The sequence below is a fragment of the Streptomyces sp. NBC_01707 genome (assembly GCF_041438805.1).
Lineage (GTDB): Bacteria > Actinomycetota > Actinomycetes > Streptomycetales > Streptomycetaceae > Streptomyces.
Window position 1 is genome coordinate 6,208,794 of record NZ_CP109190.1, and the last position, 24,897, is coordinate 6,233,690.

At 67.7% G+C, this 24,897-nt stretch carries 21 protein-coding genes, 2 tRNA genes and 1 pseudogene; 12 read left to right on the top strand and 12 right to left on the bottom strand.

The window, feature by feature from the left end:
- Window positions 1–30 precede the first annotated feature (30 nt).
- Window positions 31–372: a hypothetical protein gene (locus tag OG963_RS27880; RefSeq protein ID WP_371799572.1), complete on the bottom strand. Its 342-nt coding sequence runs from the start codon at window positions 370–372 to the stop codon at window positions 31–33.
- A gap of 923 nt (window positions 373–1,295) precedes the next feature.
- Between OG963_RS27880 and mycP the strand changes: the two genes are divergently transcribed.
- From mycP to OG963_RS27900, 4 genes are all read left to right on the top strand, one after another.
- Window positions 1,296–2,681 (top strand): type VII secretion-associated serine protease mycosin, encoded by a 1,386-nt coding sequence (mycP, locus tag OG963_RS27885; RefSeq protein ID WP_371799573.1) that lies wholly within the window; start codon window positions 1,296–1,298, stop codon window positions 2,679–2,681.
- Window positions 2,682–2,875: 194 nt separating this feature from the next.
- Window positions 2,876–3,307 (top strand): hypothetical protein, encoded by a 432-nt coding sequence (locus tag OG963_RS27890; protein ID WP_319739575.1) that lies wholly within the window; start codon window positions 2,876–2,878, stop codon window positions 3,305–3,307.
- A 25-nt stretch (window positions 3,308–3,332) separates the two neighbouring features.
- A complete protein-coding gene (locus OG963_RS27895) occupies window positions 3,333–5,603 on the top strand; it encodes a DUF6571 family protein (protein WP_319739576.1) in 2,271 nt (756 codons plus the stop codon).
- Between the two features lie 391 nt (window positions 5,604–5,994).
- On the top strand, window positions 5,995–6,282 hold the full coding sequence (locus tag OG963_RS27900) for a hypothetical protein (protein WP_143020009.1): 288 nt from the start codon (window positions 5,995–5,997) through the stop codon (window positions 6,280–6,282).
- Between the two features lie 618 nt (window positions 6,283–6,900).
- Here the strand turns inward: OG963_RS27900 and OG963_RS27905 are convergent.
- The 3 genes from OG963_RS27905 to OG963_RS27915 form a co-directional block, all read right to left on the bottom strand.
- A tRNA-Ser gene (locus tag OG963_RS27905) sits at window positions 6,901–6,975 on the bottom strand.
- Between the two features lie 19 nt (window positions 6,976–6,994).
- Window positions 6,995–8,161 (bottom strand): acyltransferase family protein, encoded by a 1,167-nt coding sequence (locus OG963_RS27910; RefSeq protein ID WP_371799574.1) that lies wholly within the window; start codon window positions 8,159–8,161, stop codon window positions 6,995–6,997.
- 513 nt (window positions 8,162–8,674) lie between these two features.
- A complete protein-coding gene (locus OG963_RS27915) occupies window positions 8,675–8,971 on the bottom strand; it encodes a hypothetical protein (RefSeq protein ID WP_371799575.1) in 297 nt (98 codons plus the stop codon).
- A gap of 140 nt (window positions 8,972–9,111) precedes the next feature.
- Between OG963_RS27915 and OG963_RS27920 the strand changes: the two genes are divergently transcribed.
- A complete protein-coding gene (locus OG963_RS27920) occupies window positions 9,112–9,351 on the top strand; it encodes a GntR family transcriptional regulator (RefSeq protein WP_030923012.1) in 240 nt (79 codons plus the stop codon).
- 125 nt (window positions 9,352–9,476) lie between these two features.
- Here the strand turns inward: OG963_RS27920 and OG963_RS27925 are convergent.
- Window positions 9,477–9,548, bottom strand: a tRNA-Cys gene (locus OG963_RS27925).
- A gap of 239 nt (window positions 9,549–9,787) precedes the next feature.
- On the opposite strand from OG963_RS27925, the gene OG963_RS27930 reads away from it, so the two are divergent.
- The 5 genes and pseudogenes from OG963_RS27930 (at window position 9,788) to OG963_RS27950 (ending at window position 15,486) form a co-directional block, all read left to right on the top strand.
- Window positions 9,788–11,251: an MFS transporter gene (locus tag OG963_RS27930; protein ID WP_319739578.1), complete on the top strand. Its 1,464-nt coding sequence runs from the start codon at window positions 9,788–9,790 to the stop codon at window positions 11,249–11,251.
- A gap of 10 nt (window positions 11,252–11,261) precedes the next feature.
- Window positions 11,262–11,466 (top strand): annotated as a pseudogene (locus OG963_RS27935) (death-on-curing protein); the annotation flags it as partial.
- A 178-nt stretch (window positions 11,467–11,644) separates the two neighbouring features.
- The gene (locus OG963_RS27940; RefSeq protein WP_037822492.1) at window positions 11,645–13,426 is read left to right on the top strand and encodes a DEAD/DEAH box helicase; all 1,782 of its coding nucleotides are present in this window, start codon (window positions 11,645–11,647) and stop codon (window positions 13,424–13,426) included.
- Window positions 13,427–13,922: 496 nt separating this feature from the next.
- Window positions 13,923–14,564 carry an IclR family transcriptional regulator gene (locus OG963_RS27945; RefSeq protein ID WP_030923018.1) on the top strand — a complete coding sequence of 214 codons (642 nt, stop codon included), beginning with the start codon at window positions 13,923–13,925 and terminating at the stop codon, window positions 14,562–14,564.
- Between the two features lie 133 nt (window positions 14,565–14,697).
- Window positions 14,698–15,486 carry a S16 family serine protease gene (locus tag OG963_RS27950; protein WP_093776781.1) on the top strand — a complete coding sequence of 263 codons (789 nt, stop codon included), beginning with the start codon at window positions 14,698–14,700 and terminating at the stop codon, window positions 15,484–15,486.
- Between the two features lie 81 nt (window positions 15,487–15,567).
- Here OG963_RS27950 and OG963_RS27955 read toward each other — a convergent pair whose 3' ends face one another.
- The 7 genes from OG963_RS27955 to OG963_RS27985 form a co-directional block, all read right to left on the bottom strand.
- Window positions 15,568–16,860, bottom strand: coding sequence for an MFS transporter (locus tag OG963_RS27955; RefSeq protein ID WP_093776783.1), 1,293 nt, complete (start codon window positions 16,858–16,860; stop codon window positions 15,568–15,570).
- A gap of 301 nt (window positions 16,861–17,161) precedes the next feature.
- Window positions 17,162–17,770, bottom strand: a complete 609-nt coding sequence (locus tag OG963_RS27960; protein WP_030923034.1) for a winged helix-turn-helix domain-containing protein — start codon at window positions 17,768–17,770, stop codon at window positions 17,162–17,164.
- An 83-nt stretch (window positions 17,771–17,853) separates the two neighbouring features.
- Window positions 17,854–18,849, bottom strand: coding sequence for a glycine betaine ABC transporter substrate-binding protein (locus tag OG963_RS27965; RefSeq protein ID WP_093776787.1), 996 nt, complete (start codon window positions 18,847–18,849; stop codon window positions 17,854–17,856).
- Entirely contained in the window at window positions 18,849–19,772 is a 924-nt protein-coding gene (locus OG963_RS27970; protein ID WP_093776789.1) for an ABC transporter permease, read from the bottom strand. The genes OG963_RS27965 and OG963_RS27970 overlap by 1 nt, the downstream gene beginning before the upstream one ends.
- Entirely contained in the window at window positions 19,769–21,025 is a 1,257-nt protein-coding gene (locus OG963_RS27975; protein WP_093776791.1) for an ABC transporter ATP-binding protein, read from the bottom strand. The genes OG963_RS27970 and OG963_RS27975 overlap by 4 nt, the downstream gene beginning before the upstream one ends.
- Complete coding sequence (locus tag OG963_RS27980; RefSeq protein WP_030923046.1) at window positions 21,018–21,665, bottom strand: ABC transporter permease; 648 nt, start codon at window positions 21,663–21,665, stop codon at window positions 21,018–21,020. The genes OG963_RS27975 and OG963_RS27980 overlap by 8 nt, the downstream gene beginning before the upstream one ends.
- Before the next feature lie 15 nt (window positions 21,666–21,680).
- Window positions 21,681–22,154 carry an Lrp/AsnC family transcriptional regulator gene (locus OG963_RS27985; RefSeq protein WP_030923048.1) on the bottom strand — a complete coding sequence of 158 codons (474 nt, stop codon included), beginning with the start codon at window positions 22,152–22,154 and terminating at the stop codon, window positions 21,681–21,683.
- Between the two features lie 121 nt (window positions 22,155–22,275).
- Here OG963_RS27985 and hppD point away from each other — a divergent pair, with 121 nt between their 5' ends.
- Together hppD and OG963_RS27995 are read left to right on the top strand one after the other, a co-directional pair.
- Window positions 22,276–23,421, top strand: coding sequence for a 4-hydroxyphenylpyruvate dioxygenase (gene hppD, locus OG963_RS27990; protein WP_093776794.1), 1,146 nt, complete (start codon window positions 22,276–22,278; stop codon window positions 23,419–23,421).
- 254 nt (window positions 23,422–23,675) lie between these two features.
- The gene (locus OG963_RS27995; protein WP_093776796.1) at window positions 23,676–24,881 is read left to right on the top strand and encodes a hypothetical protein; all 1,206 of its coding nucleotides are present in this window, start codon (window positions 23,676–23,678) and stop codon (window positions 24,879–24,881) included.
- Window positions 24,882–24,897 lie beyond the last annotated feature (16 nt).

Consider the following 24,897-nt stretch of genomic DNA (forward strand, 5'->3'; position numbering starts at 1 on the left):
CCTGGCCAACTCCACGTTGCGCCTGGGGGATTACAGCGAGGGCGCGTCGAAGTGGCTGACGCAGGCTTCGAACGCGATCGCGTCGGCCCAGGCGGCGATCCCGCGCACCCAGGCGGGCGCGCCGGCCAACCTGGACGCGGCGTTGGCGGCGCGCAACGACCCCGATGCGTCGGCGGTTGCGCAGAAGTCGGCGGAGACGCTGATCGCGACCCAGGAGGCGAACCGCCAGGAGGCGGCTGCGCAGATGCGGAAGCTGGCGCAGACGTACTCGTTTTCTGCTTCGCAGATGGACGGACTGGAGAAGCCGGCGTTTCCGCCGCCGCCGCAGGCGATCGTGCCGCCTGACGAGGACCGCCGTGGCGAAGAAGGCAACGTAGTGCTTCGCGAAGCCGGGCAGAGTTCCAGTACCACGGGAAAGGATTATGGATTGGCGGCAGCGCGACAGAGCCCATCGGGTGGCGTGGTTACACCCTCAGAGCAAACGGTGGCGTCCCAGTCGTTGAGCAACGCCCACTTGCCACGGCCGGTCGGTATGGAGATCGACGGAGTCGCCACTCTGCCGGACGCTCCGTCAGTTCCGTCCGCGACTCCGTCAGGTCTTCCGGGAGGAGGCAGGCCTGAAAGTGTCCTCCCTTCCACGGGAGTTGCCGTGCCTCCGACCTTCGGCGGCGGACCTGTGATCCCATCCGGTCCAAGTGGCGGCGGCAAGACGACGGGGATCTCGCGTCCGTCGATGCCGGGCACCGGGGCAGGTCCACTCGGTTCTGGTCCCATCGGTCACCCCTCTGGAGGTGGCGGAATCACCGGGGGACGTGCAGTTCCACAGACTTCAGGGCGTCCAGCGGGTGGAATTCCGCGTGGGACGGTGATCGGTGGCGAGGGAACGCAAGGGCGTGCGCCAATGGGCCGTACCACGGGCACGGGAGGCGTGGGTACTAGCACCGTTCCTGGCCAAAGCGGGGTGAGTGGCGGCCGTCGACTGGCGGGCGAAACAGGCGGCGTTGTCGGCGGTCGTTCTCAGCAGCCAGGCCGTACCGGCACGCGCCCATTCACGCCCGGGGGCTCCGGTTTGGTAAGGGCCGCGACGTCGACCGAAAGTGTGCGTGGCACCGGTTCTGTAGGGCGAGGTGCGCCGATGTCTCCGCACGCTTCTCGGACGGTCGATTCGCACCGAGACGCGGGCGGGCAGCGGCCGGACTACCTCACAGAGGACGAGGAAACCTGGCAGCAAGGCGCTCGACGCGTGGTCCCTCCAGTCATCGACTGATCAGCACAGCACCGGCTAAGGAATGCAGATGCGCACCAGCAGCAGAGGATTCACCCGACAGCGAACCACGGTGTCGACTGTGGTGGGGCTCCTACTGGTGGCCGTCGCTGCCACACCAGCACATGCGGACTCCGTCCGCTCCATGCAGTGGCACCTCGACGCCATGAAGGCCGAGAAGATGTGGGAGACGAGTACCGGTGACGGCGTCACCGTTGCTGTCATCGACTCCGGAGTGGACGCGACGAATCCGGACCTTGCAGGTCAGGTTCTCAAGGGATTGAACCTGGAACACAATGTTTCAGGGGACGAATTCAAGGACTACAACGGTCACGGCACTGGAATGGCGAGCATCATCGCCGGGACAGGCAAGAGCCGTGGCGGCAACGGGGCTTTCGGGCTGGCTCCCGGAGCGAAAATTCTTCCTATCAGGATATTCGACCCCACTAAGGCCGCGAATCAGGCATCAGCTGACCAGGCGTTCAACAGAGATGCCTCAACTGCAATTCGATATGCGGTTGACCACGGGGTGAAGATTGTCAACATTTCCCTGGGGCATGCGACCGGGTCACAGCAATTGACGGCTGCCGTAAAATACGCGCTTGACAAGGGTTCGCTGATCTTCGCTGCTGTTGGAAACAGCGGTGACAAGGCGAACATGGTTGAGTATCCGGCCGGAACGCCGGGCGTCGTCGGGGTGGGTGCCATCGGCGAAGATCTCCGCAAGACGGATGAATCCCAGTACGGGGGGCAGGTGGACCTCTCAGCACCCGGTGAAGACGTGGTCTATGCATGTGCAGGGGAGACCGGCGTGTGCCGGGGGCACGGCACGAGCGACGCGACCGCCATCGCCTCCGCCTCGGCCGCCCTCATCTGGTCCAAGCACCCCGACTGGACCAACAACCAGGTCCTGCGCGTCATGCTCAACACGGCAGGCGGCCCGACGAGCGGCGCCGAGCGTACGGACTACATCGGTTACGGCATCGTCCGACCCCGCATCGCCCTGAAGACCCCCGGCGACCCCGGTCCGGCCGGCGAGTACCCACTGCCCGATCTTGCGGCGGCCGAGAGTGCCCAGCCCTCAGCCAAGCCCTCACAGGCGACCGGAAGTTCAGAGGGCGACGACAAGCCGGCTACCGCAGCCCCCGCAGCCGGCACCGACAGCAACACCGGTCTCTGGATCGGCCTCGGTATCGGTGCCGCAGCGCTCACCGGCGCAGCGGTCACCGCCCTGGCCATCCGCTCCCGCCGCCGCAAGGCGGCAGCAGCAGCGTCGCCCGCGTATACGCACCAACCGCCGTACCCGTACCCGTCTCAGCACCAGCCCGCACCGTCGGCCTTCGGTCCCCCTCCTGCCGCTCCGCCCGGCTCCAACTCGCCGTACGGAGGCGGCACGACGCAGGGCCCTTACGCCTGAATTCGCCAACGGGAGTTTGCGGACAAGGTGGTGTGCGGGTGTGTGAGTTCTGCGGGAATGACTTGAACGCGCTGCTCCATGCTTACGCTCGTCAGATAGCGTCGATCTGCTCAGGTGATTCGCGTTGCCGGTCGTGCCCGTAACTTCACGCTGGCAACGGGTCTGGCTGTGGGCAGGATTGAAACGGGGACAGGGTGTCGTTCGACGAGGAATGGGCTGAGCTGCGCGCCGAAGCGGCGGCCAAGCAGACGGCAGCGATGCAACTCAACAGCTTTCAAGCCGGAGAGGGCCCGTCCGGGGCCAAGGAGAAGGTGAAGATCACCGGAGCTGAGCTGCGGAGGCGGGCCGGCAAGGCCGACATCGTCCGGGGCGACTTTCGGGACGCGGACAACAAGACGATGACCGAGACCGGGCAAGTAGGTCCCAGCCTCAAGGGTTTTGCGTCGCGGTCTGCATTCGAGGTTTTCGTGAAGCGCTGGAATGCGCAGATGAAGTATGTCGAGGGACTCCTGCAGCAGGACGTGACAGGAGCCCTGCGCGCGACCGCCGATGACTTCGCCGCACAGGACCAGGCGCAAGCCGACCGACACAAGCGGGCATCCAGCAAGGACCGGGATCTGAAGTGACAGTGAGGGGATCGGGGGAACCGGCATGCTGACGTACGAGAATCTCCTCCATGTAGATCTTGCTCCACTCTCGGAAGCGGTTGCGAAGTGGCGAAACCTGCCTGGTCAGTTCAAGACCATTGCGCGGAAGTACGAGAACACGGTCGAGAAGGGTTTGTGGGACTACGACTGGGAGGGTGAAGCAGCTAACGCCGCGCGGACCAAGCTCGGCAAGGTGAAGCGACAGATCGACGCGGCCTCCGAAGAGGCCACGGACATACATCTGCTTTTTGACGACGCGCTTCACGTTTTCAAATCGTCGCAGAAGAAGCTCAAAGGATTGCGCGACCAGATCGAGCAGGACAAGTACCTGTCGATCAAGCCGGACGGCGAGGTCTGGTTCGACGCCCCGGCTGATACACCGATAGACGACCTGGCTGCACTTCGGAAGGGCTACCAGGAGTCGATCATCGCCTACCGCGAGAGCATTCGGTCGTGCTTGACCGCGGCCGACGAGGTCGACGACACCCTCAGTTGGGTTCTCTCGCAGGACGGCAACGGCCGCGAGCGTGGCTTCGACGCGCACACGTACCGCAGCATCAAGGAAGCCAAGCAAGGAAGAGCGGCAGCTGAGAAGGACCTGGCAGCCCTGACAGAGCTTGCGTCAGCGCGGACGGCTCCGGATGCCGAGACGCTCACACGGATCAACAGCCTCCTGAAGAAGCACGAAGGTGATCCGTATTTCACTGAGCGGTTCGCGACTCGGCTGGGCCCCAAGAAGACACTGGAGTTCTGGACGAGGATCGCCGACCGCAGGCAGACCGGCGACGAGCGGACCAAGATTTCTGCTCAGATCCAGAAGTCTCTGAGCCGGACACTGGCGACCGCCTCTCACTCCGACAGCGCCGCCATGGAGCGCTGGAAGAGGCAGATGGTGGCGCTCGGTGACGACCGCGTTCAGATGGTCGACATGGGCGCAGCAACCGTCAGCGACGGACCGTACGGCTACCAGGTGATGAGCAGCCTGATGAGGACCGGTGAGTACGACAAGGACTTTCTCACCGACTACGGGCGAAGCCTCATCGACTTCGAGAAAGATCACAAGAGCACCAAACTCAAAGACCTGTGGCAGCCGGACGGGTACGAGACGTATCTCAACTTCGGGCCGGGGACGGACCACGGACTGGACCCCATGGCCGGCTACATGGACGCGCTCGGGCACAACCCGGACGCAGCGAAGACGATGTTCTTCTCCAAGGATTGGGGGCCGCACGACAAGACCGACCCCGATCTGCAGTATCTGCTCAAGGACCGGGAGTGGCCGAACGGGAACTGGCTGGTCGACAACAAGCGGGGCTACGGATATGACGAGTTGGGCCACGCGCTGGAAGCGGCGACTCTCGGCGTGCCGTACGACCGGCCGGAACTGGGGTTGCGACGGGACGACACGACGGCAAACGTCATGGAGCAGGTCGTGAGGCTGGTCGGCAACGACCAAGGTCTAGTTGCGGACAAGCCGGGGATCGGCAACAGCCTGGCCAAGATGGGTGCCGGTTATATCGATGACTTGAACTGGTCCGTCGCTAACTTCAGCGATGGCGACGGAGGAAGAGCTTCGCGGGACGCGGCGTTCGGTCATTTGGGCGAGGGGCACACCTTCTTGAAACATGACAGTGCCTTGAGTTTCCTTCAATCGGTTGGTCAGCACGAGGGTGGATACGAAATCCTTTCTCAGGCTCAGGAGCAGTACACGGTCAGCGGACTCAAGGCGCATCCGAATCCAGATGACGAGCTAAAGATGATCATTGAAAGCGGCGCCAAGACGCATGGAATTCTTGATCAGTCCCGCGTCACGGAGATTGATCACGAGTACGGCGAGAAGACGGACGAAGCCAATCGCAAACTTGCGGAAGCGGCTGAATGGAAGAAATTCGGGATCGGTCAGGGCATCGGTGTAGGTGTCGGGCTGGCGACATTGCCCTTTGGCGGTCCCGCCGCAGCCACTGGAGCCGCGGCCGTTGCCCAGTTCGCTGTCCCGCTGATTATCGAAGGTGCAGGGGGTGCGATTGAGACGGATCAGGGGATCGAGATCGATCGCGAACTGGCCAAGCAGGAGGCAGACTTCGATCGCGAAGAAGAGGTGGATAAGAGAGAGTTTGTTGGTCTGGGGCGCAAGCGAGCCGGAGCTGCCCTGGACGCATACATTGCGGTGCACCCGGAGGTGGATGACACCGCTTGGTGGAAGGAAGTAAGAGTCGGCGTTGAGCGTGGTTATACCAACGGTGACACCGAGGCCGATCAGACAGATGCGGACTGAGATGAAAAAGTGGTACTCCGTGGGTGCTGCCACGGTGATCCTGTTGGCGTCTGCCGCTACGGCATGCGCAAGCGGAGAGAAGGATGCTGGAGCGAAAGGGGGCAAGTCTGAGCACTCTGATTCTCTAACCCCTTTGGCCGAGACCTGTGGTGGAATAGTTAATGGGGCGACCCGATCCGAGATCTCAAGTAAATTGAAGACCGATCGGGTCTATTGGTATGGGGCTGCAAATGGAACTGCCCGAGCTGAGCCCGCAAAGGTTGCGAAAGTCCTGTCCAGAGGTATGAATGGGCGATTTTCGTACAATTCTACCTGTGGCTTCGGTAGGAGCGCGAGTGACGATGTTGCTGTCAATATCTGGCTTGATTGGTGGCCGGAGACATTTGAAAACGTGAGGGGAAAGATTCAGGGCACCTCGGCGGCATATGATCTGACCTCAGGAGAACCTCGTCTCGCGCGTATGTTTATCGATTGCCAGCGGCCTGATCTGGTTGAGCCCGGCAAGGAGATGGATCTCCTCAGGGTAGTGATCGATGACCGGCTGCAGCTGAGTTCGATGTCGCGCGTGCGGTTGCTGAATGCGGCAGCGTCACAGGTAATCGAGTTCATGGACTGCAAGAACAAGGTCACTCTGCCGACGGTGGATGCCGTCGTCCAAGTGGATCCGCGCCTCAAGTGAGGAGACGAAGCGGGCCCGCAACCGTCGTCCTGCGCGGCTCTGCACTCGCCAAGGCCGCTGTCGGCTCGTAGCGGGGGCGACGACGGCGGGAGGTGCGGCTAGCTACTCGGTCCGGACCGGTTGTGCGATGTCGACGTCGCAGGGGGACACGCTGACACCGCTGCTGCCGGACGGAGAGAAAGCTCGCGGAGCGGGCTTCAGGCCCAGCCCCCGGCAGTCTCAGTTGCGCGCTCACTGTCGACAAGCGGCCCGCGTCGCCTGTGGTCGGGGACGTACTGAATGTGGACGCCGATCCCTTCGCCGACGCGGACTGGTATCTCACGCCGGGGAAGGACGCCGGGCCGAGGGACGCTACGCCTTACCGGTCATCCGCATCATGGATCGCTTCGTGCTCGCCGTGAAGGAGTGCGTATACCAAGGCTGCCCAAGGAAGTACGCCGTCCTTGTCGAACTCGGCGAATCTAAGGCGGTACCCGAGGATGTCGCCGACCGTCGCAAAGCACTGAAGGAATTCATCAACGGATTCGTACCGTCCGCGCTGGAGCCCCAGGGCTGTTCTTGGAAATGCCCAAGCCCGCTTGGCGCGACGTTTGGCGTGTGCTGGGCGGACTTCCTGCGTGGAGACCGTGACCGGAATCGAACCCGCGTAACCCACTTTCCAGGCGAGTCAGTCAACCTCCCGGACGTACGGCCGTGTGTACGCGTCGCGTGATCAAGGCGCCGTGGTCTGCTGCTCGGCGGCACTGCGGGGCGACGGAATCGTCGCCGTCGCTGTGGACGGGGCCGGTGTCGTTGTCGTGAACACCGGCTGCTGACGTGCCGGGGCAGGGGCGAGCAGCCAGCTGATGGACGGCCGGGTCAGTGGCCGGACCAGCCGGCGGACCGGCGGGGAGCCGAGCACCATCGTCAGCAGGATCGCGCAGAGCACCAGACCGACGATCTCGACCGGGGTGTTCACCCGGGAGATCCAGCCCTGCTCGCGGAACGGCAGGATGACCAGCGGATGCAGCAGATAGATGGTGAAGCCGCCGGCGCCCAACGCGGAGATCAGCGGCAGCCGCCGTCGGGGCATCAGTCTCAGCAGGCAGAGCACCAGGGCCGCGGCCGAGGCCAGCACCAGCAGCCTGATGACCCAGGCAAATTCCAGGCTCAGCGGATCGGCGACAGAGTAGGGGTGGCGCATAGACAGCCAGTTGCCCTTGATGTCCCGGTGCCAGAGCCACCCGACGACACAGGAGGCCAGGATCCCGGCGACTGCCACGGGCAGGCTCCAACGGCTGGTGAACCAGGAGTGCAGATAGCCCTGGCCGATCCGCCAGCCGAGGTAGACCAACGGCAGATAGACAAGGGTCCGACTGGCGGAGAAGGCCATCCCGAAGTCGTCGACGTACCCCACCGCGAGGGAGACGCCCGTGGTGACGAGCAGCGGGTGGCGCAGTTGCACGACGAGCGGCAGCAGCAGCCGCCAGAAGAAGAGGGACATCAGGAACCACAGGGTCCACGGCAACTGGACGATGTGCAGGGTGAACTCGGCGCCGAGCCAGCGGCTCTCCAGCGAGAAGAACAGACTGAACACCAGGGCGGGCAGCACGATGCTCTGCAGCAGGGAGCGCAGGGGGCGGGGGCCGAGAGGACCCGCGCTGCTGAACACGCCGGCCAGCATGACGAAGGCCGGCACCCGGAAGGCCCAGCTGGCGATGTGGAAGGAGTGCAGCACCTCCTCCTTCTCCATGATGCTGCCCGCGGTGTGCAGAATCACGATCAGCGTGGCGGAGACGAACCGAGCGTTGTCCCACCATGGATCTCTGGCCCGCTCGGCCCGCGCAGTCCCTTGGGGGCTGCCGACGGCGGTGGCGGATCTCGGGAGTGGTTTGTCCATCGCGGCGAGGCTCCTGACAGCGGGCCGGCCGTGACATGGGCTGCCGCACTGATGATCGAATCGGGTGGGTGGCCACACTGTGCCCGACCACCGCGAAGGACCCGGTTGCCGCTTCAGGTTCATACGGTGAACCCCGCATGTACATCAGGGGCAAGGGGTGCCGAGAGCGTGACGATGCTTGCGCCGGAGTATCAGGGAGCGTGTCGGCTCTGGGAGTGAAAGCGGCGGACCGCGGGCCCGAAGCCTGGTGTCTGGGTCGGCGTGGGCGTTGCCGCAGCGGCACTTATCGGCGCGGCTGTCACTGTCGCGGTCATTCATTCCCGCTGCTGCAGCTTCGTGGCCACGGCGAGGGGGGCGTGCGCGATCGCCGGATTGGCTTCCTCGGCTTCAGGCAACGCAATGAGACCAACGGGCAGTCGTCCTCGTTGATGGCGTAATGGTCTCCGGCAAGTCCACCGTCGCGGGGTGCGGGCGAGATGCCCCCACTCCCGCGACCGTTGCTGGGGGTCTTGGTCAGGCCTCGTACGCGGGAACTCTCAGGCCGCGGCTCTCCGCGACGCGCAGGGCATCGGTCAGGCATTCCGTGAGCCGCTGCGTCACGTAGAAGAGCTCGCCGGCCGTGGGGCGTTCAAGGCTTTGGAGTATGGCGCGGGAGAGTCTGAGTACCTCTCTTCCTGTATCGAGTTGGGTGGCCTCGATGCTGTCGGCGAGGCGTGAAAGACGGCTCTCGGTGCCGTCCGTGACCAGGTGGGCAGGTTGCCCGTCCACCCCGCACCAGGGCAGTAATCGCACATGGCTGATCTGGCTCACGTCGTCAGCTCCTCAGTAACTGCCGGCCATTGCCCGGGCCGGTCGCACGGTCGCGGGGGCGAGCGCCGGCCGCGGCGACCGCAGTCTACCGCGGTAGACTGCGGTCGCGCGGTGTACCGCGGATATCTAGCGTCAACTGCATGAGCGAGGATCTTGACCGAACGCGCCCTGTGTGGCGCCAGGTGGCGGCAGTGATCACTGCTCGCATCGCGGAGGGCGTCTACCCGGTGGGCGGAAAGGTCCCCAGTGTGGTGGAGCTGTCGACGGAGTTCGGGATTGCGGCCTCGACGGCTCAGAAGGCGTTGACCCATCTGAAGGCCGAAGGTCTCATCCGTACCGAGGTCGGGCTCGGTTCGTTCGTTGCCGATGGGGTGTCGTAGCTCCGGTCGTGGCTTCGAGCCGACCTGGCCGTGGGGCGGACCGAGGGTGGGAAATGAAGGTGGGGAAGCGGCCCGTTCGGGGCCGCTTCCCCACCTTCAGAAGATCCGCGTGACTCCCGGACCGGAGACCGTGACCGGATTCGAACCGGTGTAACTCGAGTTGCAGTCGAGCCCCTGAACCACTCGGGCACACGGTCATGCGCTTACTACGTTTTGCGTGTCCTGCTGATGTGTCGACCGTAGGGGCGGCGGGGGCGCGTGCTCAAGGGTGCGGGGCGGGGTGCAATGCGACTGCCATACGCCGTTCATGGTCGGAGCCCCGTTCCGCGCCTCGTTCCACCCCCGTTCCGCGCCCCCGGTCCTACGACCAAGGGACCAGTGCGCGACCGACTCGCGACAGGCCTCAAAGCGGATCTTGCCCCTTACTCTTGGGCTCATGACCGCCCTCGAACCGCGTGACGCCGCTGTCTCGCCCCATGCTGTGGACGCTCCCGTCGTCGCCGAATCCGAAGGGCTGCTGGGCCGGACCTATCGGGCGCTCAGCATCGGCATCGTCTCCGTCGTGTTCCTGATCGCCTTCGAGGCGACCGCCGTCGGGACCGCGATGCCGGTCGCCGCCCGTGAACTGCACGGCATTCCGTTGTACGCGTTCGCGTTCTCCGCGTACTTCACGACCAGTCTCTTCGCCATGGTGCTGTCCGGGCAGTGGGCGGACCGGCGCGGGCCGCTGGCGCCGCTGGCCACCGGGATCAGTGCTTTCGGGGTCGGGCTGCTGCTGTCGGGGACAGCGGGCGGCATGTGGATGTTCATCGCCGGGCGGGCCGTGCAGGGGCTCGGTGGCGGACTGGTGATCGTGGCGTTGTACGTGGTGGTCAGCCGGGCCTATCCGGAGCGGATCCGGCCGGCGATCATGGCCGCTTTCGCCGCGAGCTGGGTCGTCCCGTCCGTCGTCGGGCCGCTCGCCGCCGGCAGCGTGACCGAGCATCTCGGCTGGCGCTGGGTCTTCGTCGGGATTCCGGTGCTGGTGGTCTTCCCGCTGGCCCTCGCGCTGCCCGCGATCCGGCGCATGGCGTCCGGGCCTGCCGATCCGTCGGCGCCCGTCGAGCCGTACGACCGCCGGCGCATCGGTCTGGCGCTCGGTATTTCGTTGGGGGCCGGTCTGTTGCAGTACGCCGGGCAGGAGCGGAACTGGTTTGCGCTGGTTCCGGCCGCCGCGGGTGTCGCTCTGCTCGTTCCCGCCGTACGGGGGCTGCTGCCCGCGGGGACCGGGCGCGCGGCGCGCGGGCTGCCGTCGGTGGTGCTGCTGCGCGGGATCGCCGCCGGGTCGTTCATCGCCGCCGAGTCCTTCGTGCCGCTGATGCTGGTGACGCAGCGCGGGCTGTCCCCGACGATGGCCGGGCTGTCGCTCGCCGCCGGGGGCGGGACCTGGGCGCTCGGCTCGTACGTACAGGCCCGGCCGCGCCTGGAGCCGTACCGGGAACGGCTGATGGTGGGCGGCATGGTGCTGGTCGTGGCGGCGATCGCGGGCGCACCGTCGGTGCTGATCGCGTCGGTGCCGGTGTGGACGGTGGCCGTCGCCTGGGCCGTCGGGTGCTTCGGCATGGGCATGGTGATCGCTTCGACGAGTGTGCTGCTGCTGAAGCTGTCGGCGCCGGAGGAGGCGGGGGCCAACTCCGCCGCGCTGCAGATCTCCGACGGGCTGTCGAACGTGCTGTTGCTGGCCGCGGGGGGCGCGGCGTTCGCCGCGCTCGGCGGTGGTGCGGTGGGGGCGGCGCACGAGGCCGTGGAAGCGGGGGCGTCCGGGGCACATCCGGGGGCCTTCGCGGTGGTGTTCCTGCCGATGGCGGGGGTGGCCCTGGTGGGGGCGTGGGTGGCGGGCCGGGTGCGGGTGAAGCCCTAGTGCCGACTGGGCCGCGGCGCTGATGGAATCCCTGGCCCGCGACCGTGCCCTTGTGGAAGGCAACAGGCGCGTCGCCCGGTACGCGACCTGGGTTTTTTCTGCACATGCACGGACATCCGCTGGACGCGGACTTCGATGTGGACGAAGCCGAGAGGTTCGTGCGGGAAGTGTGTCAGGGGGCACCGGACATGGCCAAGATCGCGGAGCGGCCGCCTGGGTCCGACAGACGGACGTTCCCTGTGAAGAGGGTCTCAGCGGCCCGAACCACGGTTCGTCCATACGGGGTTCCGGCCGGGCCCCCGGTAGGGTGGCCCGGTTGTCGTATCGCGTGCGAGCCCGTCCCGGCCCGTGCGGACAGCGCCCCACGTACCCGAGAGCCCCGAACCGGAGACCGTGACTACTACCGCCTCCCACCACCTCTCACCCGCCTTTCCCGGCCGCGCCCCCTGGGGTACGGCCGGCAAGCTGCGAGCCTGGCAGCAGGGTGCCATGGAGAAGTACATCCAGGAGCAGCCGCGTGACTTCCTCGCAGTCGCCACGCCCGGCGCAGGGAAGACCACCTTCGCGCTGACCCTCGCGTCATGGCTGCTGCACCACCATGTCGTGCAGCAGATCACCGTCGTCGCGCCGACCGAGCATCTGAAGAAGCAGTGGGCGGAGGCGGCCGCCCGGATAGGGATCAAGCTCGACCCCGAGTACAGCGCGGGACCTGTGAGCAAGGAGTACCACGGGGTCGCGGTCACGTACGCGGGTGTCGGCGTCCGTCCGATGCTGCACCGCAACCGGTGCGAGCAGCGCAAGACCCTCGTGATCCTCGACGAGATCCACCACGCCGGTGACTCGAAGTCGTGGGGTGAGGCCTGCCAGGAGGCGTTCGACCCGGCGACCCGGCGGCTCGCGCTCACCGGTACGCCGTTCCGGTCCGACACGAACCCGATCCCGTTCGTCGCGTACGAGGAGGGCAACGACGGGATCCGGCGGTCCTCGGCCGACTACACGTACGGGTACGGGAACGCCCTCGCCGACGGCGTCGTCCGCCCCGTGATCTTCCTCAGCTACAGCGGAAACATGCGCTGGCGCACCAAGGCCGGTGACGAGATCGCCGCCCGCCTCGGCGAGCCGATGACCAAGGACGCGATCGGGCAGGCCTGGCGGACCGCGCTGTCGCCCACCGGTGACTGGATCCCGAACGTCCTCTCGGCCGCCGACAAGCGGCTGACCGAAGTGCGCAAGGGCATTCCGGACGCGGGCGGTCTCGTCATCGCGACCGACCAGGAATCGGCGCGCGAGTACGCCAAGATCCTCAAGAAGGTCACCGGTGAGAAGGTGACCGTGGTCCTCTCCGACGAGAAGGCCGCGTCCAAGAAGATCGACAAGTTCAGCGAGGACGATTCGCGCTGGATGGTCGCGGTCCGGATGGTGTCGGAGGGCGTCGACGTGCCGCGCCTCGCGGTCGGTGTGTACGCGACCACGATCTCGACGCCGCTCTTCTTCGCACAGGCCGTCGGGCGTTTCGTCCGGTCGCGTCGGCGCGGTGAGACCGCTTCCGTATTCGTGCCGACCATCCCGATGCTCCTCGACTTCGCCAACGAGATGGAGGTGGAGCGGGACCACGTCCTCGACAAGCCCAAGAAGGGCAGTGACGAGGAGAACCCGTTCTCGGAGGAGGACAAGCTCCTCGCCGACGCGGAGCGACTGGAGGACGAGGAGACCGAGGAGCAGCTGCCGTTCGAGGCGCTGGAGTCCGACGCGGTCTTCGACCGGGTGTTGTACGACGGCGCCGAGTTCGGCATGCAGGCGCACCCGGGCAGCGAGGAGGAGCAGGACTACCTGGGCATCCCCGGGCTGCTCGAACCCGACCAGGTGCAGCTGCTGCTCCAGAAGCGGCAGACCCGGCAGATCGCGCACAGCAGGCAGAAGCCGGCCGGGGAGGCCGACCTGCTGGAGAAGCCGGCCGAGGCCCGGCCGGTGGTCACCCACAAGCAGTTGCTGGGGCTGCGCAAGCAGCTCAACACGATGGTGTCGGCGTACACGCACCAGAGCGGCAAGCCGCACGGAGTGATCCACACCGAGCTGCGACGGGTCTGCGGCGGGCCGCCGAGCGCGGAGGCGACGGCCGGACAGATCCAGCAGCGGATCAAGAAGGTGCAGGAGTGGGCCACGCGCATGACGTGAGGCCGTGAGGCCACGCGGTCGGATGTCGGTCGGGACGGGGACAGGGGCCAAGGGCCCCGTCCCGGCCCTCGGCTCTGCCGTCCGGGGCCCGGCGACGGCGGTGATCCGGGCCTGCGAGGTCCTGACGGAAAGAAAAATTGCGCCATATTCGTTCACGGTGAGTTAACGGCGGTTCACTTCCGCATACGGAGCGTCGCGACGGCGTCGGCCGACCTGGACGCGCGTAGATGGTCAGAATCCCGTCGGCGCCGCGCTGACCGGCACTTATGCTTCCGAAGCACAACCGTATGCCTACGGGCGCCCGGATTCTGGACGAGGTCTTCCGCTGAGCGGACTGGCTCGCTACTGTCCCCAAAAAAGTGAACGCCCCGTGGCAACGCCGCCGCGGAGCGCAGCCGGTGCCTTGGCCGCCGGCGGCCTCTCCGTGCGTCGCCGCTGGGACCGGCGACGCAACCTCCGTGAGAGTGCCGCCACTCACCAAAGAGGAGAGGGCGTCGTGACCGCGGAGACCTCCCAGACGCTCGACCGGGGACTACGCGTCCTCAAGCTGCTTGCCGACACCGACCACGGTCTGACTGTCACCGAGTTGTCCAACAAACTCGGCGTGAACCGCACCGTCGTCTACCGTCTGCTCGCCACTCTGGAGCAACATGCCCTGGTACGCCGCGACTTGGGTGGCCGGGCAAGGGTTGGCCTGGGCGTGCTGCGCCTGGGCCGCCAGGTGCATCCGCTCGTACGGGAGGCAGCGCTGCCCGCGCTGCGGTCCCTTGCCGAGGACATCGGAGCCACCGCCCACCTGACCCTGGTCGACGGCACCGACGCGCTGGCGGTCGCGGTCGTCGAACCGACCTGGACCGACTACCACGTGGCGTACCGGGCCGGCTTCCGCCATCCCCTCGACCGCGGGGCAGCGGGCCGGGCGATCCTTGCCGCGCGGGCGAAGCCGGTGGCCGAACCCGCCTTCACCCTCACCCACGGCGAACTCGAAGCGGGCGCGAGCGGCGCTGCGGCGGCGCTGATGGGTGTGACGGGGGTCGAGGGCAGCGTGGGCGTGGTGATGCTCGCGGACGCGGTACCGGAGCGGGTCGGCCCGCGGGTCGTCGACGCGGCCCGTGAAGTGGCGGACGCGCTGCGGTAGTGACCGGCGCCGTCCGGTGGCTGTGCTGTTCTCACGCACCGGACGGGCCCCCGGCGGGTCGGGCGTCGTCGGGCGCCGGGCGTGCCGGGGGTGGCCGCACTCGCCCTCCGCCCCCGGCGGCTAGATTGGGCGGGTGGTCACTCGTCTCTCGCGCCCCCGCACCCTCGCCCTCTGCGCTCTGCCCGTCCTCGCGCTGTTCGGCGTGGCCGCCTTCGCACCGCTGCCGTTCACGCTGGCGCAGCCCGGTACGACCGCGAACGTGCTCGGGGACGTGCGCGGCACGCCCGTGATCAGCATCGAGGGCACGCCGACCCGGGCCACCAGCGGCCAGTTGCGGATGACGACGATCATTGCGACCGGGCCGAACGCGGACGTCGGCCTGGGAGATGTGATCGACAGCTGGTTCCGGACGGACCGTGCGGTTCTGCCCCGCGACTCGGTCTACCCGACCGGCGGCTCCGAGAAGGAGATCGAGAAGCACAACCTCGAGGACATGGAGAAGTCGCAGAACTCCGCCGTCGACGCTGCCCTGACGTATCTCGGAAAGCCCCCCGGCTCGGTGGATGTCACCCTGCGTCTCGCCAATGTGGGCGGCCCCAGCGCCGGCCTGTTCTTCGCGCTCGGCATTGTCGACAAGCTCGACGGCAACGGCTCGGGCGGCGATCTCACCGGTGGCCGCACCGTCGCGGGCACGGGCACGATCGAGGCGAATGGCGATGTCGGCGCGGTCGGCGGGGTCTCGCTCAAGACCCAGGCGGCCAGGCGTGACGGGGCGACCGTCTTCCTCGTCCCGAAGGCAGAGTGCAAGGAGGCGGGCGCCGAGCTCCCGAAGGGGCTCAAGCTGATCCCCGTCACGACGCTGAAGAGCGCGGTGTCCTCGCTGCGGGCGCTGGAGCAGGGCCGCAAGGTCCCCAGCTGCTGACGCCGGCCCGAGGTCCGGCCGGCCCGGCGCGACTCGGTCGTGCCGACCCGGCCCGGTCCGGCCGGTGTACGGGCCGCCCGCCTACTCGCGTGAAACGTCCGCCTTCACCTCGGCGGCCGGGGCACCGCCCCGCGCCCCCTCGGACGGCCTGCCGTCCATCGTGCGCCACACGGGGAAGACCATCGGACTCACCGTCGCCATCAGGTACACCCCACCCAGCGCCAGCAGCGCCCCGTCCACACCCACGCTCTCGACCAGCAGCCCCGCCACCAGCCCGCCCACCGGCAGAGCGAGTTCGCAGCCCGCTGTGATCGCCCCGGAGACGCGGCTGCGGAGCCGTTGCGGTACGCGTTCGTACATCACCGTGGTCAGGATCGGGTTCAGTACCCCTCCGGCGAGACCGCCGAGCAGCATCGTCACGGCGAGCGGCAGCGTCGTGTCCGTCAGCGCGGCCACCATGAACCTCGGCCCACCGCAGAGCACCACGCACACCGTGAACACGGCCCGCCGTGAGAACCGGTGCCCCACCGCCCCGTACACCAGCGCGCCCGTCAGGCCGCCCGCCCCGAACAGCGCGGTGAGCAGCCCCAGTTGCGTCGCGCCGCCCAGTTCGGTCTCGGCGTGCACCGGAAGCAGCACGGCGTTCCAGCCCTGGTCGGTGCCGTTCATGAAGAGCACCATCACCACGACGGCGAGCAGCAGCCGGTTGCCGAACAAGTAGGTGTAGCCCTCGCGCAGTTCGGCGCGGTACGTACGCAGCGAGACCGGCGCGGCCGACGTGCGTGGTTCGGCCGACCGTACCCCTCGCACGCCTGCCGCTATCAGCAGTGCGGACGCGCCGAACGTCGCGGCGTCCAGCAGCAGTACGGTCTCCGCGCCCACGAACGCGATCAGCACCCCGGCCAGTGCCGCCCCGGTCATCCTGGCGCCCCGCGAGGTGGCGTCGAAGAGGCTGGCGGCGCGGGTGATCGTGGTCCCGGCGTGTTCGGCGAGATCCGGCAGCAGGACGTAGCGCGCGGTGTTGCCGGGCGTGTGGACGAGTCCGTTCAGTGCCATCAGCGCGCAGAGCATCCAGAACTCGAGTGCTCCCGCGTAGTGCAGCAGCGGGACGGCGGCGATGGCGAGACCGCACACCGTGTCGGAGGCGACGGAGACCCGCCGCCGTCCTGCGCGGTCGATGACGGGCCCGCCGATCACTGCGGAGACGACGATCGGCAGCGTGGCGCAGAAGGCGACGACCCCGGCCCGGCCGGCGCTGCCGGTGGTCTGCAGGACGAACCACGGCACCCCGATCAGGGTGAGCGAAGTGCCTGCGGTCGATATGGAGTTGGCTGCGAGAAGGGCAGCGAGCGGTTTGCGGTTCCCCCCGTCCATGGCTAAGCCGTGCGAGGGGTGCTGGAGGCGGGCAGACCGCGGCGGTTCGGTAGGACGTGCAGACCCAACTCGACCAGGGCCCATCCCAGGCGCACGCGGAGAGCCTCCCGAGGGGACCGGCGGGGCTGACGGCACAGGCGGAACTCGGAGGCACGCCGCTGCAGTTCGGCGGAGCGGAGGTGGTGCAGCGGCAGGTGCGTGTCGGGGTGCATGGCGAAGTCCTCTCGGGCGGTGGACCGGGCGGTGCGGACAGGCGGTGGGGCCGGGCGGTGCGGACAGGCGGCGCGGCCGGGCGGTGCGGTCAGTCGGTGGGGCGCGGGAAGACGTGCAGATGGGTGCGGACGACGGCTGAGCCCTCGGTGTCCTCGGCGACCCGGCCCCGGTAGCTGTCGACCAGGTCGTGGATCTTCTCGGCGAGCTCCAGCGAGAGCTCCGGCGTGAGCCGCACCTTGAAGTCGCTCACGTCCCACGAGTGCTGCCACTCCTCGGACCACTCGTGCATGGTGCCGAGCCAGGTGTTCAGCTCCTGCGTGTGCGATCCGGCGATCTCGTGCAGGACGACTCCCATGGCGCCGCGCACTTCGGGGTTCGGGTCACGCAGGAAATCCGCCGTCCGGTCGAACGCCGTACCCATGTGGACGGCCCGCCACCACCGCTCGCGGCCCTTGCCGAGCGTCGGGTCGTCCTCGACGAAGCCGTACGTGGCCAGTTGGCGCAGATGGTAGCTGGTGGCGCCGCTGGACTCGCCGAGCCGGTCCGCCAGTCCCGACGCGGTGGCGGGGCCGAACTCCCTGAGGGTGTTGAGCAGGCGGAGCCGCAGGGGATGGGCGAGTCCGCGCAGGGTGCGGGCGTCGACGCGGTGGATGTTCGGGTCGAGCGGCTTCTCGCCGTCGGCTTCGTTCGCTGCCATGCTTCGACCATAGACATGCAAAGGTCTCTTTGCAACGCTTCTTTGCAAGGGATTCTTTGTAACTTCCCGCCGGGCATGCGCTCCTAAGGGCTGTCCTTGATGAAGCCCTCCTGGATCAGCCAGTCCTTCGCCACGATGTGCGGGTCCTGTCCGTCCACGTCCACCTTCGCGTTCAGCTCCTGCGCGACCTCCGTGGTCAGCCGTCTGCTGACCGGATCCAGCAGGCCTGCGATCTCCGGGTACCTGTCGAAGGTCGCGGTGTGGATGACGGGCGCCGCGTTGTAGTTGGGGAAGAAGTGCTTGTCGTCCACGAGGACGTCGAGGTCCATCGCCTTGATCCGGCCGTCCGTGGTGTACACCTCGCCCAGCAGGCAGGAGTTGGACTTCGACACCTGTGTGTAGATGATCCCGGCGTCCATCTTCTTGATGTTGCCGGGCGGGATCGACATCCCGTACGCCTTCTCCATGCCCGGCAGCCCGTCGTCGCGCGAGGCGAACTCGTTCTCCACGCAGATCGTCACCGCCGACGGTTTCCTCCTCGCCAGCGCGGCGACGTCGGAGAGCGTCCTCAGGTGGTACTTCGCGTTGTTCTTCTTGCTGATGGCCAGGGCGTAGGTGTTGTTGAGGGTGGACTGCGGCAGCCAGGTCACCCCGTTCTTCCGGTCCTCGTCCCGGACCGCCTCCCACTGCTTCAGCGGGTCGGTGATCGGCTTCGCATGGCCGAGGTAGGTGATCCAGGCGGTGCCCGTGTATTCGTACATCGCGTCGGCGTCGCCCTTGATGATGGCCTCGCGCGCACTGATCGACCCGGGCAGGTTCGTCCGGTCCAGGACCTCGGCACCCGCGGCCTTGAAGACCAGGCCGATCATCTGGCCGAGGATGATGTTCTCGCTGAAGTTCTTCGAGGTGACGGTCAGTGAGGCGCCTTGCAGCGGACGGCCCTGGCCGACGGAGCCCGGCACGACGTCGTCGGCCATCGGCGAACCGCTCTTGAGACCGCAGCCCGCGAGCACGGTGGGGAGGACCAGCGCACCGATGAGACCGGCCCGGAATGTGCGCGACGCCCCCGCCGTACGCATCACCCCACCTCCAGTCCACGTGGTGTCAGAGCCACCTCGACCAGGGAGGCCAGCCAGTCCACCAGCAGCGCCAGCACCACCGTCAGCACGGAACCGAGCACCAGCACCGGCATCCGCTGCGTCTGGATGCCCGAGGTGATCAGGTCCCCGAGCCCGCCGCCCCCACCGAACGTCGCCAGGGTCGCCGTGCCGACGTTGAGCACCAGCGCTGTGCGCACGCCTGCCAGGATCAGCGGGACGGCGAGCGGAAGTTCGACCTTCGTGAGCGTTCCCATCGCCGACATGCCGATGCCGCGTGACGCCTCGACCAGGTTCGGTTCGATCGCCTTCAGGCCGGCCACCGTATTGGAGAGCACCGGCAGGACCGCGTAGATCACCATGCCGATGATCGCCGTCCGCGGGCCGATGCCCAGCCAGATCACCAGCAGCGCCAGCAGCCCGATCGCCGGGGTGGCCTGCCCGATGTTGGCGACCGCGGTGACCAGCGGGGCGCCCTTGCGGAGCCTGCGCCGGGTGAGTGCGATCCCCAGCGGTACGGCGATGATCAGCACCCAGAAGGTGGAGATCGCGGTCAGCTCGACGTGCTGCCACCAGCGCAGCTGCACATTGCCGCCGGAGAGCGAGTTCCTCGCGATCGAGTCCAGGGGGATGTTGGTGATCCACAGATAGGTGGCGACGAGGACGACCGCCAGGGCGGCCGGCACGAGCACCAGCTTGCGCCAGGTGATCCGGCGCGGCGGTCCTGCGGGCGGCGGTGCGGGTTCCTCCTCCTCGTCGTGGAAGGGCAGGCCCCTGACCTCGAGCTCGCCGGGCAGCCGGGCGGGCGTCGGTTGCTCACCGGCCTTCGAAGGCGCAACGAGGGGGGGAATGGAACCGTTGGGGGGAATCGGCTGGTCGGGGGGGACCGGCTGGTCGGGGTTCATGCGCCTGCACCGCCCTCCTGGTCCCGCTCGGTCTGATGGGCGCGCAGCTCCTGCAGGTCGTGCTGGTGCTCCATGGCGGTGAGCCGGTCGGCCTCCAGGAGTTCGTGGACGGAGTTCAGCAGGGTCTGCATGTCGACGACGCCGATGAACTCGCCGCGCCGCCCGGTCACCGCGACCCGCCCGCCGCTGTCGAGGAGCACGGCCTCCAGCGCGTCGTGCAGTGTGCCGTCCCGGGTCACCGTGTCGTTGACCAGCTGCCCGGCACGCGCCAGCGAGCCACGGGCCCGCATCAGGTCGCCGCGCCGCAGCCACTTGTACGGACGGTTCCTTCGGTCCAGCATCAGCAACTCGTTGTGCGGGCCTGAGCGCAGCTTGTTGAAGATCTCCTGGAGCGGGTCGTCGACCGTCACCGTCGGGAAGTCGGCGATCTCCACTTCCCGTACGCGGGTGAGGTTGAGCCGTTTCAGGGCCGCGCCCGCACCGACGAACCCGGACACGAAGTCGTCCGTCGGGTTGGTGAGGATCGCCTCCGGGGTGTCGAACTGGGCGATGTGCGAACGCTCCCGCAACACGGCGATCCGGTCGCCCAGCTTGATCGCCTCGTCGAAGTCGTGGGTGACGAAGACGATCGTCTTGTGCAGCTCGTGCTGGAGCCGGATCAGCTCGTCCTGGAGGTGGTCGCGGGTGATCGGGTCGACGGCCCCGAACGGCTCGTCCATCAGCAGCACCGGCGGATCGGCGGCCAGCGCCCGCGCCACACCCACCCGCTGCTGCTGGCCGCCGGACAGCTGGCGCGGGTAGCGCCCGTGGAACTCCCGCGGGTCCAGCCCGACCAGGTCGAGCATCTCCTCGACGCGGTCCTTCACCTTCGACTTCGACCAGCCGACCATCTTCGGTACGAGGGCGATGTTCTCGGCGACCGTCATGTGCGGGAAGAGCCCGGACGACTGGATCGCGTACCCGACCTTGCGGCGCAGCTTCACCGGGTCGATGTCGGTGACGTCCTCGTCGTTGATCCTGATCCGGCCGGACGTCGGCTCGATCAGCCGGTTGATCATCTTCAGGGTGGTGGACTTCCCGCAGCCGGACGGACCGACGAAGATCACCGTCTCGCCGGCCTTGATGTCCATGGAGACACTGTCCACGGCCGGGTTCGGGTTGCCTGGATAGCGCTTGGTCAGTTCCTCCAGCCGGATGGTTGCCCCGGAGGTGGTGGTGGGCTTGTCGGCGGCCCCCGTGGCGGTCTCAGGCACGGATCCCCCTGGGGATGGTGAGCCTCCCGAGCAGGACGTACGCGGCGTCGAAGAGCAGGGCGAGGATGACGATGCCGAGCGTGCCGGCGAGGACCTGGTTGATCGCGTTGGCGCTGCCCAGCGAGGCGATGCCGCGGAAGATCTCGTTGCCGAGGCCGGGGCCGGAGGCGTATGCGGCGATGGCGGCGATACCCATCAGCATCTGCGTCGACACCCGGATGCCGGTGAGGATGGGCGGCCAGGCGAGCGGCAGTTCCACCCTGCAGAGCCGGGCGATCCGCGACATGCCGATGCCCTTGGCCGCGTCGACGAGGGCCGGATCGACGCCGCGCAGTCCGACGATGGAGTTACGGACGACGGGCAGCAGCCCGTACAGCGTCAGCGTGATCACGGTGGGCGGGACCCCCAGCCCGACGAGCGGGATCAGCAGACCGATCGCGGCGAGGGACGGGATGGTGAGGATCGCCGCCGTCGAGGTGATGGCGAGTGAGCCGCCCCAGCTGCTGCGGTAGGTGACGATCCCGATCAGGATGCCGAGGACGGTGGCGATGACCATGCACTGGAACACGGCGCTGACATGCTGGTACGCGTCGGTGAGCAGCTGCTGGTGCCGGTTGACCAGGTACTCCCAGAAGCTCACACGCCACTCCTTGGCTCAGTCGCTGTCCTCCGCTGCCTGCTGGACGAGCGGGATGATGCGCAGAGGCACGGGGTTCTCCATGACGATGGCCGTGGAGGCCCGGACAATGCCATCAAAACCGACAACACGGTCGATCACCCGCTGAAGGTCGGCGTTGGAGCGGGCGACGAGCCGGCAGAGCATGTCGCCGTGCCCGGTCGTGGTGTGCAGCTCCAGCACTTCGGGGACGCCGTCCAAATGGGCCCGTACATCAGCACCTTGGCCCTGCTTGATCTCCAGCGTGGCGAAGGCGGTGACGGGGTAGCCGAGCGCCGCCGGATCGACGTCCGGGCCGAATCCGCGGATGACGCCATTCGACTGAAGCCGGTCGAGCCGCGCCTGCACGGTCCCGCGGGCCACCCCGAGGCGTCGGGACGCTTCCAGTACGCCTATCCGCGGTTCGCGGGCGAGCAGCACGATGAGTCGCCCGTCCAGATGATCGATCGCCACGTGCGACTCCCTGTGGTCACCCTGTACAGATAGTCCGCCAGTCCCGGCGTACAGCTGTACATATTGTTCAGTAGATATGCGAACTATTGCGCACCTTGCGACGCGGGGACAGTCTTCGAGCATGACTGAGACGCTGCACAACGCCCCCGTTACCGCCAGGCAGGCCGATCCCTTCCCGGTCAAGGGAATGGACGCCGTCGTCTTCGCCGTGGGCAATGCCAAGCAGGCCGCGCACTACTACTCGACCGCCTTCGGCATGAAGCTCGTCGCCTACTCCGGACCGGAGAACGGCAGCCGCGAGACCGCCAGTTACGTGCTGACCAACGGTTCGGCACGCTTTGTATTCACCTCCGTCATCAAGGCGTCCACCGACCACGGCCGCTTCCTCGCCGACCACGTGGCCGAGCACGGCGACGGCGTGGTCGACCTGGCCATCGAGGTCCCGGACGCGCGGGCGGCCTACGCGTACGCCGTCGAGCACGGCGCGCTGGGTCTCGCCGAGCCGCACGAGATCAAGGACGAGTACGGCACGGTCGTGCTGGCCGCGATCGCCACGTACGGCCAGACCCGCCACACGCTCGTCGACCGCAGCGGTTACGACGGTCCGTACCTCCCCGGCTTCGCGGCGGCCGCACCGATCGTCGAGCCGCCGGCCAAGCGCACCTTCCAGGCCGTCGACCACTGCGTCGGCAATGTGGAGCTGGGCCGGATGAACGAGTGGGTCGGCTTCTACAACAAGGTCATGGGCTTCACCAACATGAAGGAGTTCGTGGGCGACGACATCGCCACCGAGTACTCCGCCCTCATGTCGAAGGTCGTCGCCGACGGCACCCTGAAGGTGAAGTTCCCGATCAACGAACCGGCGGTCGCGAAGAAGAAGTCGCAGATCGACGAGTACCTGGAGTTCTACGGCGGTGCGGGCGTCCAGCACATCGCCCTCGCCACGAACGACATCGTCGCTTCGGTACGTGCGATGCGCGCGGCCGGCGTCCAGTTCCTGGACACCCCCGACTCGTACTACGACACCCTCGGCGAGTGGGCCGGCGAGACCCGCGTCCCGGTGGAGACGCTCCGCGAGCTGAAGATCCTCGTCGACCGCGACGAGGACGGCTACCTGCTGCAGATCTTCACGAAGCCGGTCCAGGACCGCCCGACGGTCTTCTTCGAGATGATCGAACGCCACGGTTCGATGGGCTTCGGCAAGGGCAACTTCAAGGCCCTGTTCGAGGCGATCGAGCGCGAGCAGGAGAAGCGCGGCAACCTCTGAGCGGGACGCCCGGATGTGAAGGGCGGGGCCTTCGGCGAACGCGGAGGCCCCGCCCTTCGTGCTGCTCCGCGCCGGAACACGTGCGCCCGACACGGGGCGCGCAGGCCGATCGGGTCCTTGGCCGGTCCGATCGAGTGAGGTGGCGGGGGGCGCGGGCGGCGAAGGTGATGCGCGGTGGGACGGATCAGGGGCCGCGGCGCGCTGTCGCGGACCCTGTGGCCGACCGCCGCAGGCTTCGATGGGAGCCCCACAGTATGAACCGTCTTGCCGCGTCCGTCTCCGCTGCCGTTGTGGCAACGGGCGCATCCCTCGCTCTTCTGGCCCCTGCCGCCGTCGGCGCGGCGGCACCGAACACCCTGGAGCAGGTCCGGGCCGTCCACCTCGGCCCGAACGGGCCGTGGTTCCGGCTGGAGGACGACCCCGGCAACGTCAACATCCCCCCGGGGACCGAGGAGGTCTCGCCGTTCGCCGACCCCGTCCGGTTCAACGGCAGCCTGCACCTGGCGATCGGCCCCGGTCAGAAGTCGCAGGCCGCTCACCCCTTCCCCCAGATGATCCCGCTGAGCACCATCGCGTCCTCCGAGCTGTCGTACGACACCTATGTGAAGAGCACCGTGCCGCCCGGGGCCGTCGACGTCGGGCCGAACCTCCAGCTCCCACTGCTGTGTCAGGGTGTGTTCACGACGCTCAGCTTCCGGCCGGAGGACAACACCGACACCCAGGGGCGCCCCGGCGTGGTGCGGGACATCTGGCAGCACTTCTCGTCCAGCGCGTCCAGCCCGTGGCGCACCTCCCAGGCGGTGGCGACGTTCCCCGCGCAGAGCGACCACCCGCTGAGCGACTACGTCGCCGCCTGCGACGCCCCTGGCGACGGGGTGTTCGGAGTCATCGCGAACGTCGGCAGGCTCGGCAACGTGAGTGACACGCTCGACACGTACGTGGACAACCTGACCGTGAACGGCACCGTCTACGACTTCGGCGTCGACGGGCTCGCCACGGGCCGTATCACCCTGAGGGACACCACCCCGGGAGGCGACTGCCGGCCGGGCCGCGCCTGCCGCTCCGCGGGCGTGGACCACGACTCGGCGGTCGGCACCGTCACCTTCACCGCCCCGGCGGACGGCCCGGAATATCACGCCGTCGGCGCCCGCCTGGTCTTCTCCGGCGGACGGGCACTCGATCCGCGCGACCTCAAGGTGACCGCGAACGGCAAGCCGTTGCAGCTCACCGCGGGCCCGGGCCGCACCCTCGTCGGTGTCGTCGACCCCGTGCCGAGCGTGAACCTCGTACCGAACGGCACCTTCAGCACGCCCATCACCATCTCCTCCAAGCGGGGGCAGCACTCGACCCGCGAGAGGAACGGGGACTCACTGATCCTCACGGCCGAACTGCTCGCACGGGGCTACGCCCCCCTCCAGCGGACCGGGGTGGTCACAGACGGCACCACACTGCACCGGTAGTCGCCGCTCGTTCCGG

Coding starts and splice junctions, on each gene's coding strand:
- mycP (WP_371799573.1), top strand. CDS start 1,296: ATGCGCACCAGCAGCAGAGGATTCACCCGACAGCGAACCACGGTGTCG.
- OG963_RS27895 (WP_319739576.1), top strand. CDS start 3,333: ATGCTGACGTACGAGAATCTCCTCCATGTAGATCTTGCTCCACTCTCG.
- OG963_RS27910 (WP_371799574.1), bottom strand. CDS start 8,161: ATGGACAAACCACTCCCGAGATCCGCCACCGCCGTCGGCAGCCCCCAA.
- OG963_RS27920 (WP_030923012.1), top strand. CDS start 9,112: ATGAGCGAGGATCTTGACCGAACGCGCCCTGTGTGGCGCCAGGTGGCG.
- OG963_RS27930 (WP_319739578.1), top strand. CDS start 9,788: ATGACCGCCCTCGAACCGCGTGACGCCGCTGTCTCGCCCCATGCTGTG.
- OG963_RS27955 (WP_093776783.1), bottom strand. CDS start 16,860: ATGGACGGGGGGAACCGCAAACCGCTCGCTGCCCTTCTCGCAGCCAAC.
- OG963_RS27960 (WP_030923034.1), bottom strand. CDS start 17,770: ATGGCAGCGAACGAAGCCGACGGCGAGAAGCCGCTCGACCCGAACATC.
- OG963_RS27965 (WP_093776787.1), bottom strand. CDS start 18,849: ATGCGTACGGCGGGGGCGTCGCGCACATTCCGGGCCGGTCTCATCGGT.
- OG963_RS27970 (WP_093776789.1), bottom strand. CDS start 19,772: ATGAACCCCGACCAGCCGGTCCCCCCCGACCAGCCGATTCCCCCCAAC.
- hppD (WP_093776794.1), top strand. CDS start 22,276: ATGACTGAGACGCTGCACAACGCCCCCGTTACCGCCAGGCAGGCCGAT.
- OG963_RS27995 (WP_093776796.1), top strand. CDS start 23,676: ATGAACCGTCTTGCCGCGTCCGTCTCCGCTGCCGTTGTGGCAACGGGC.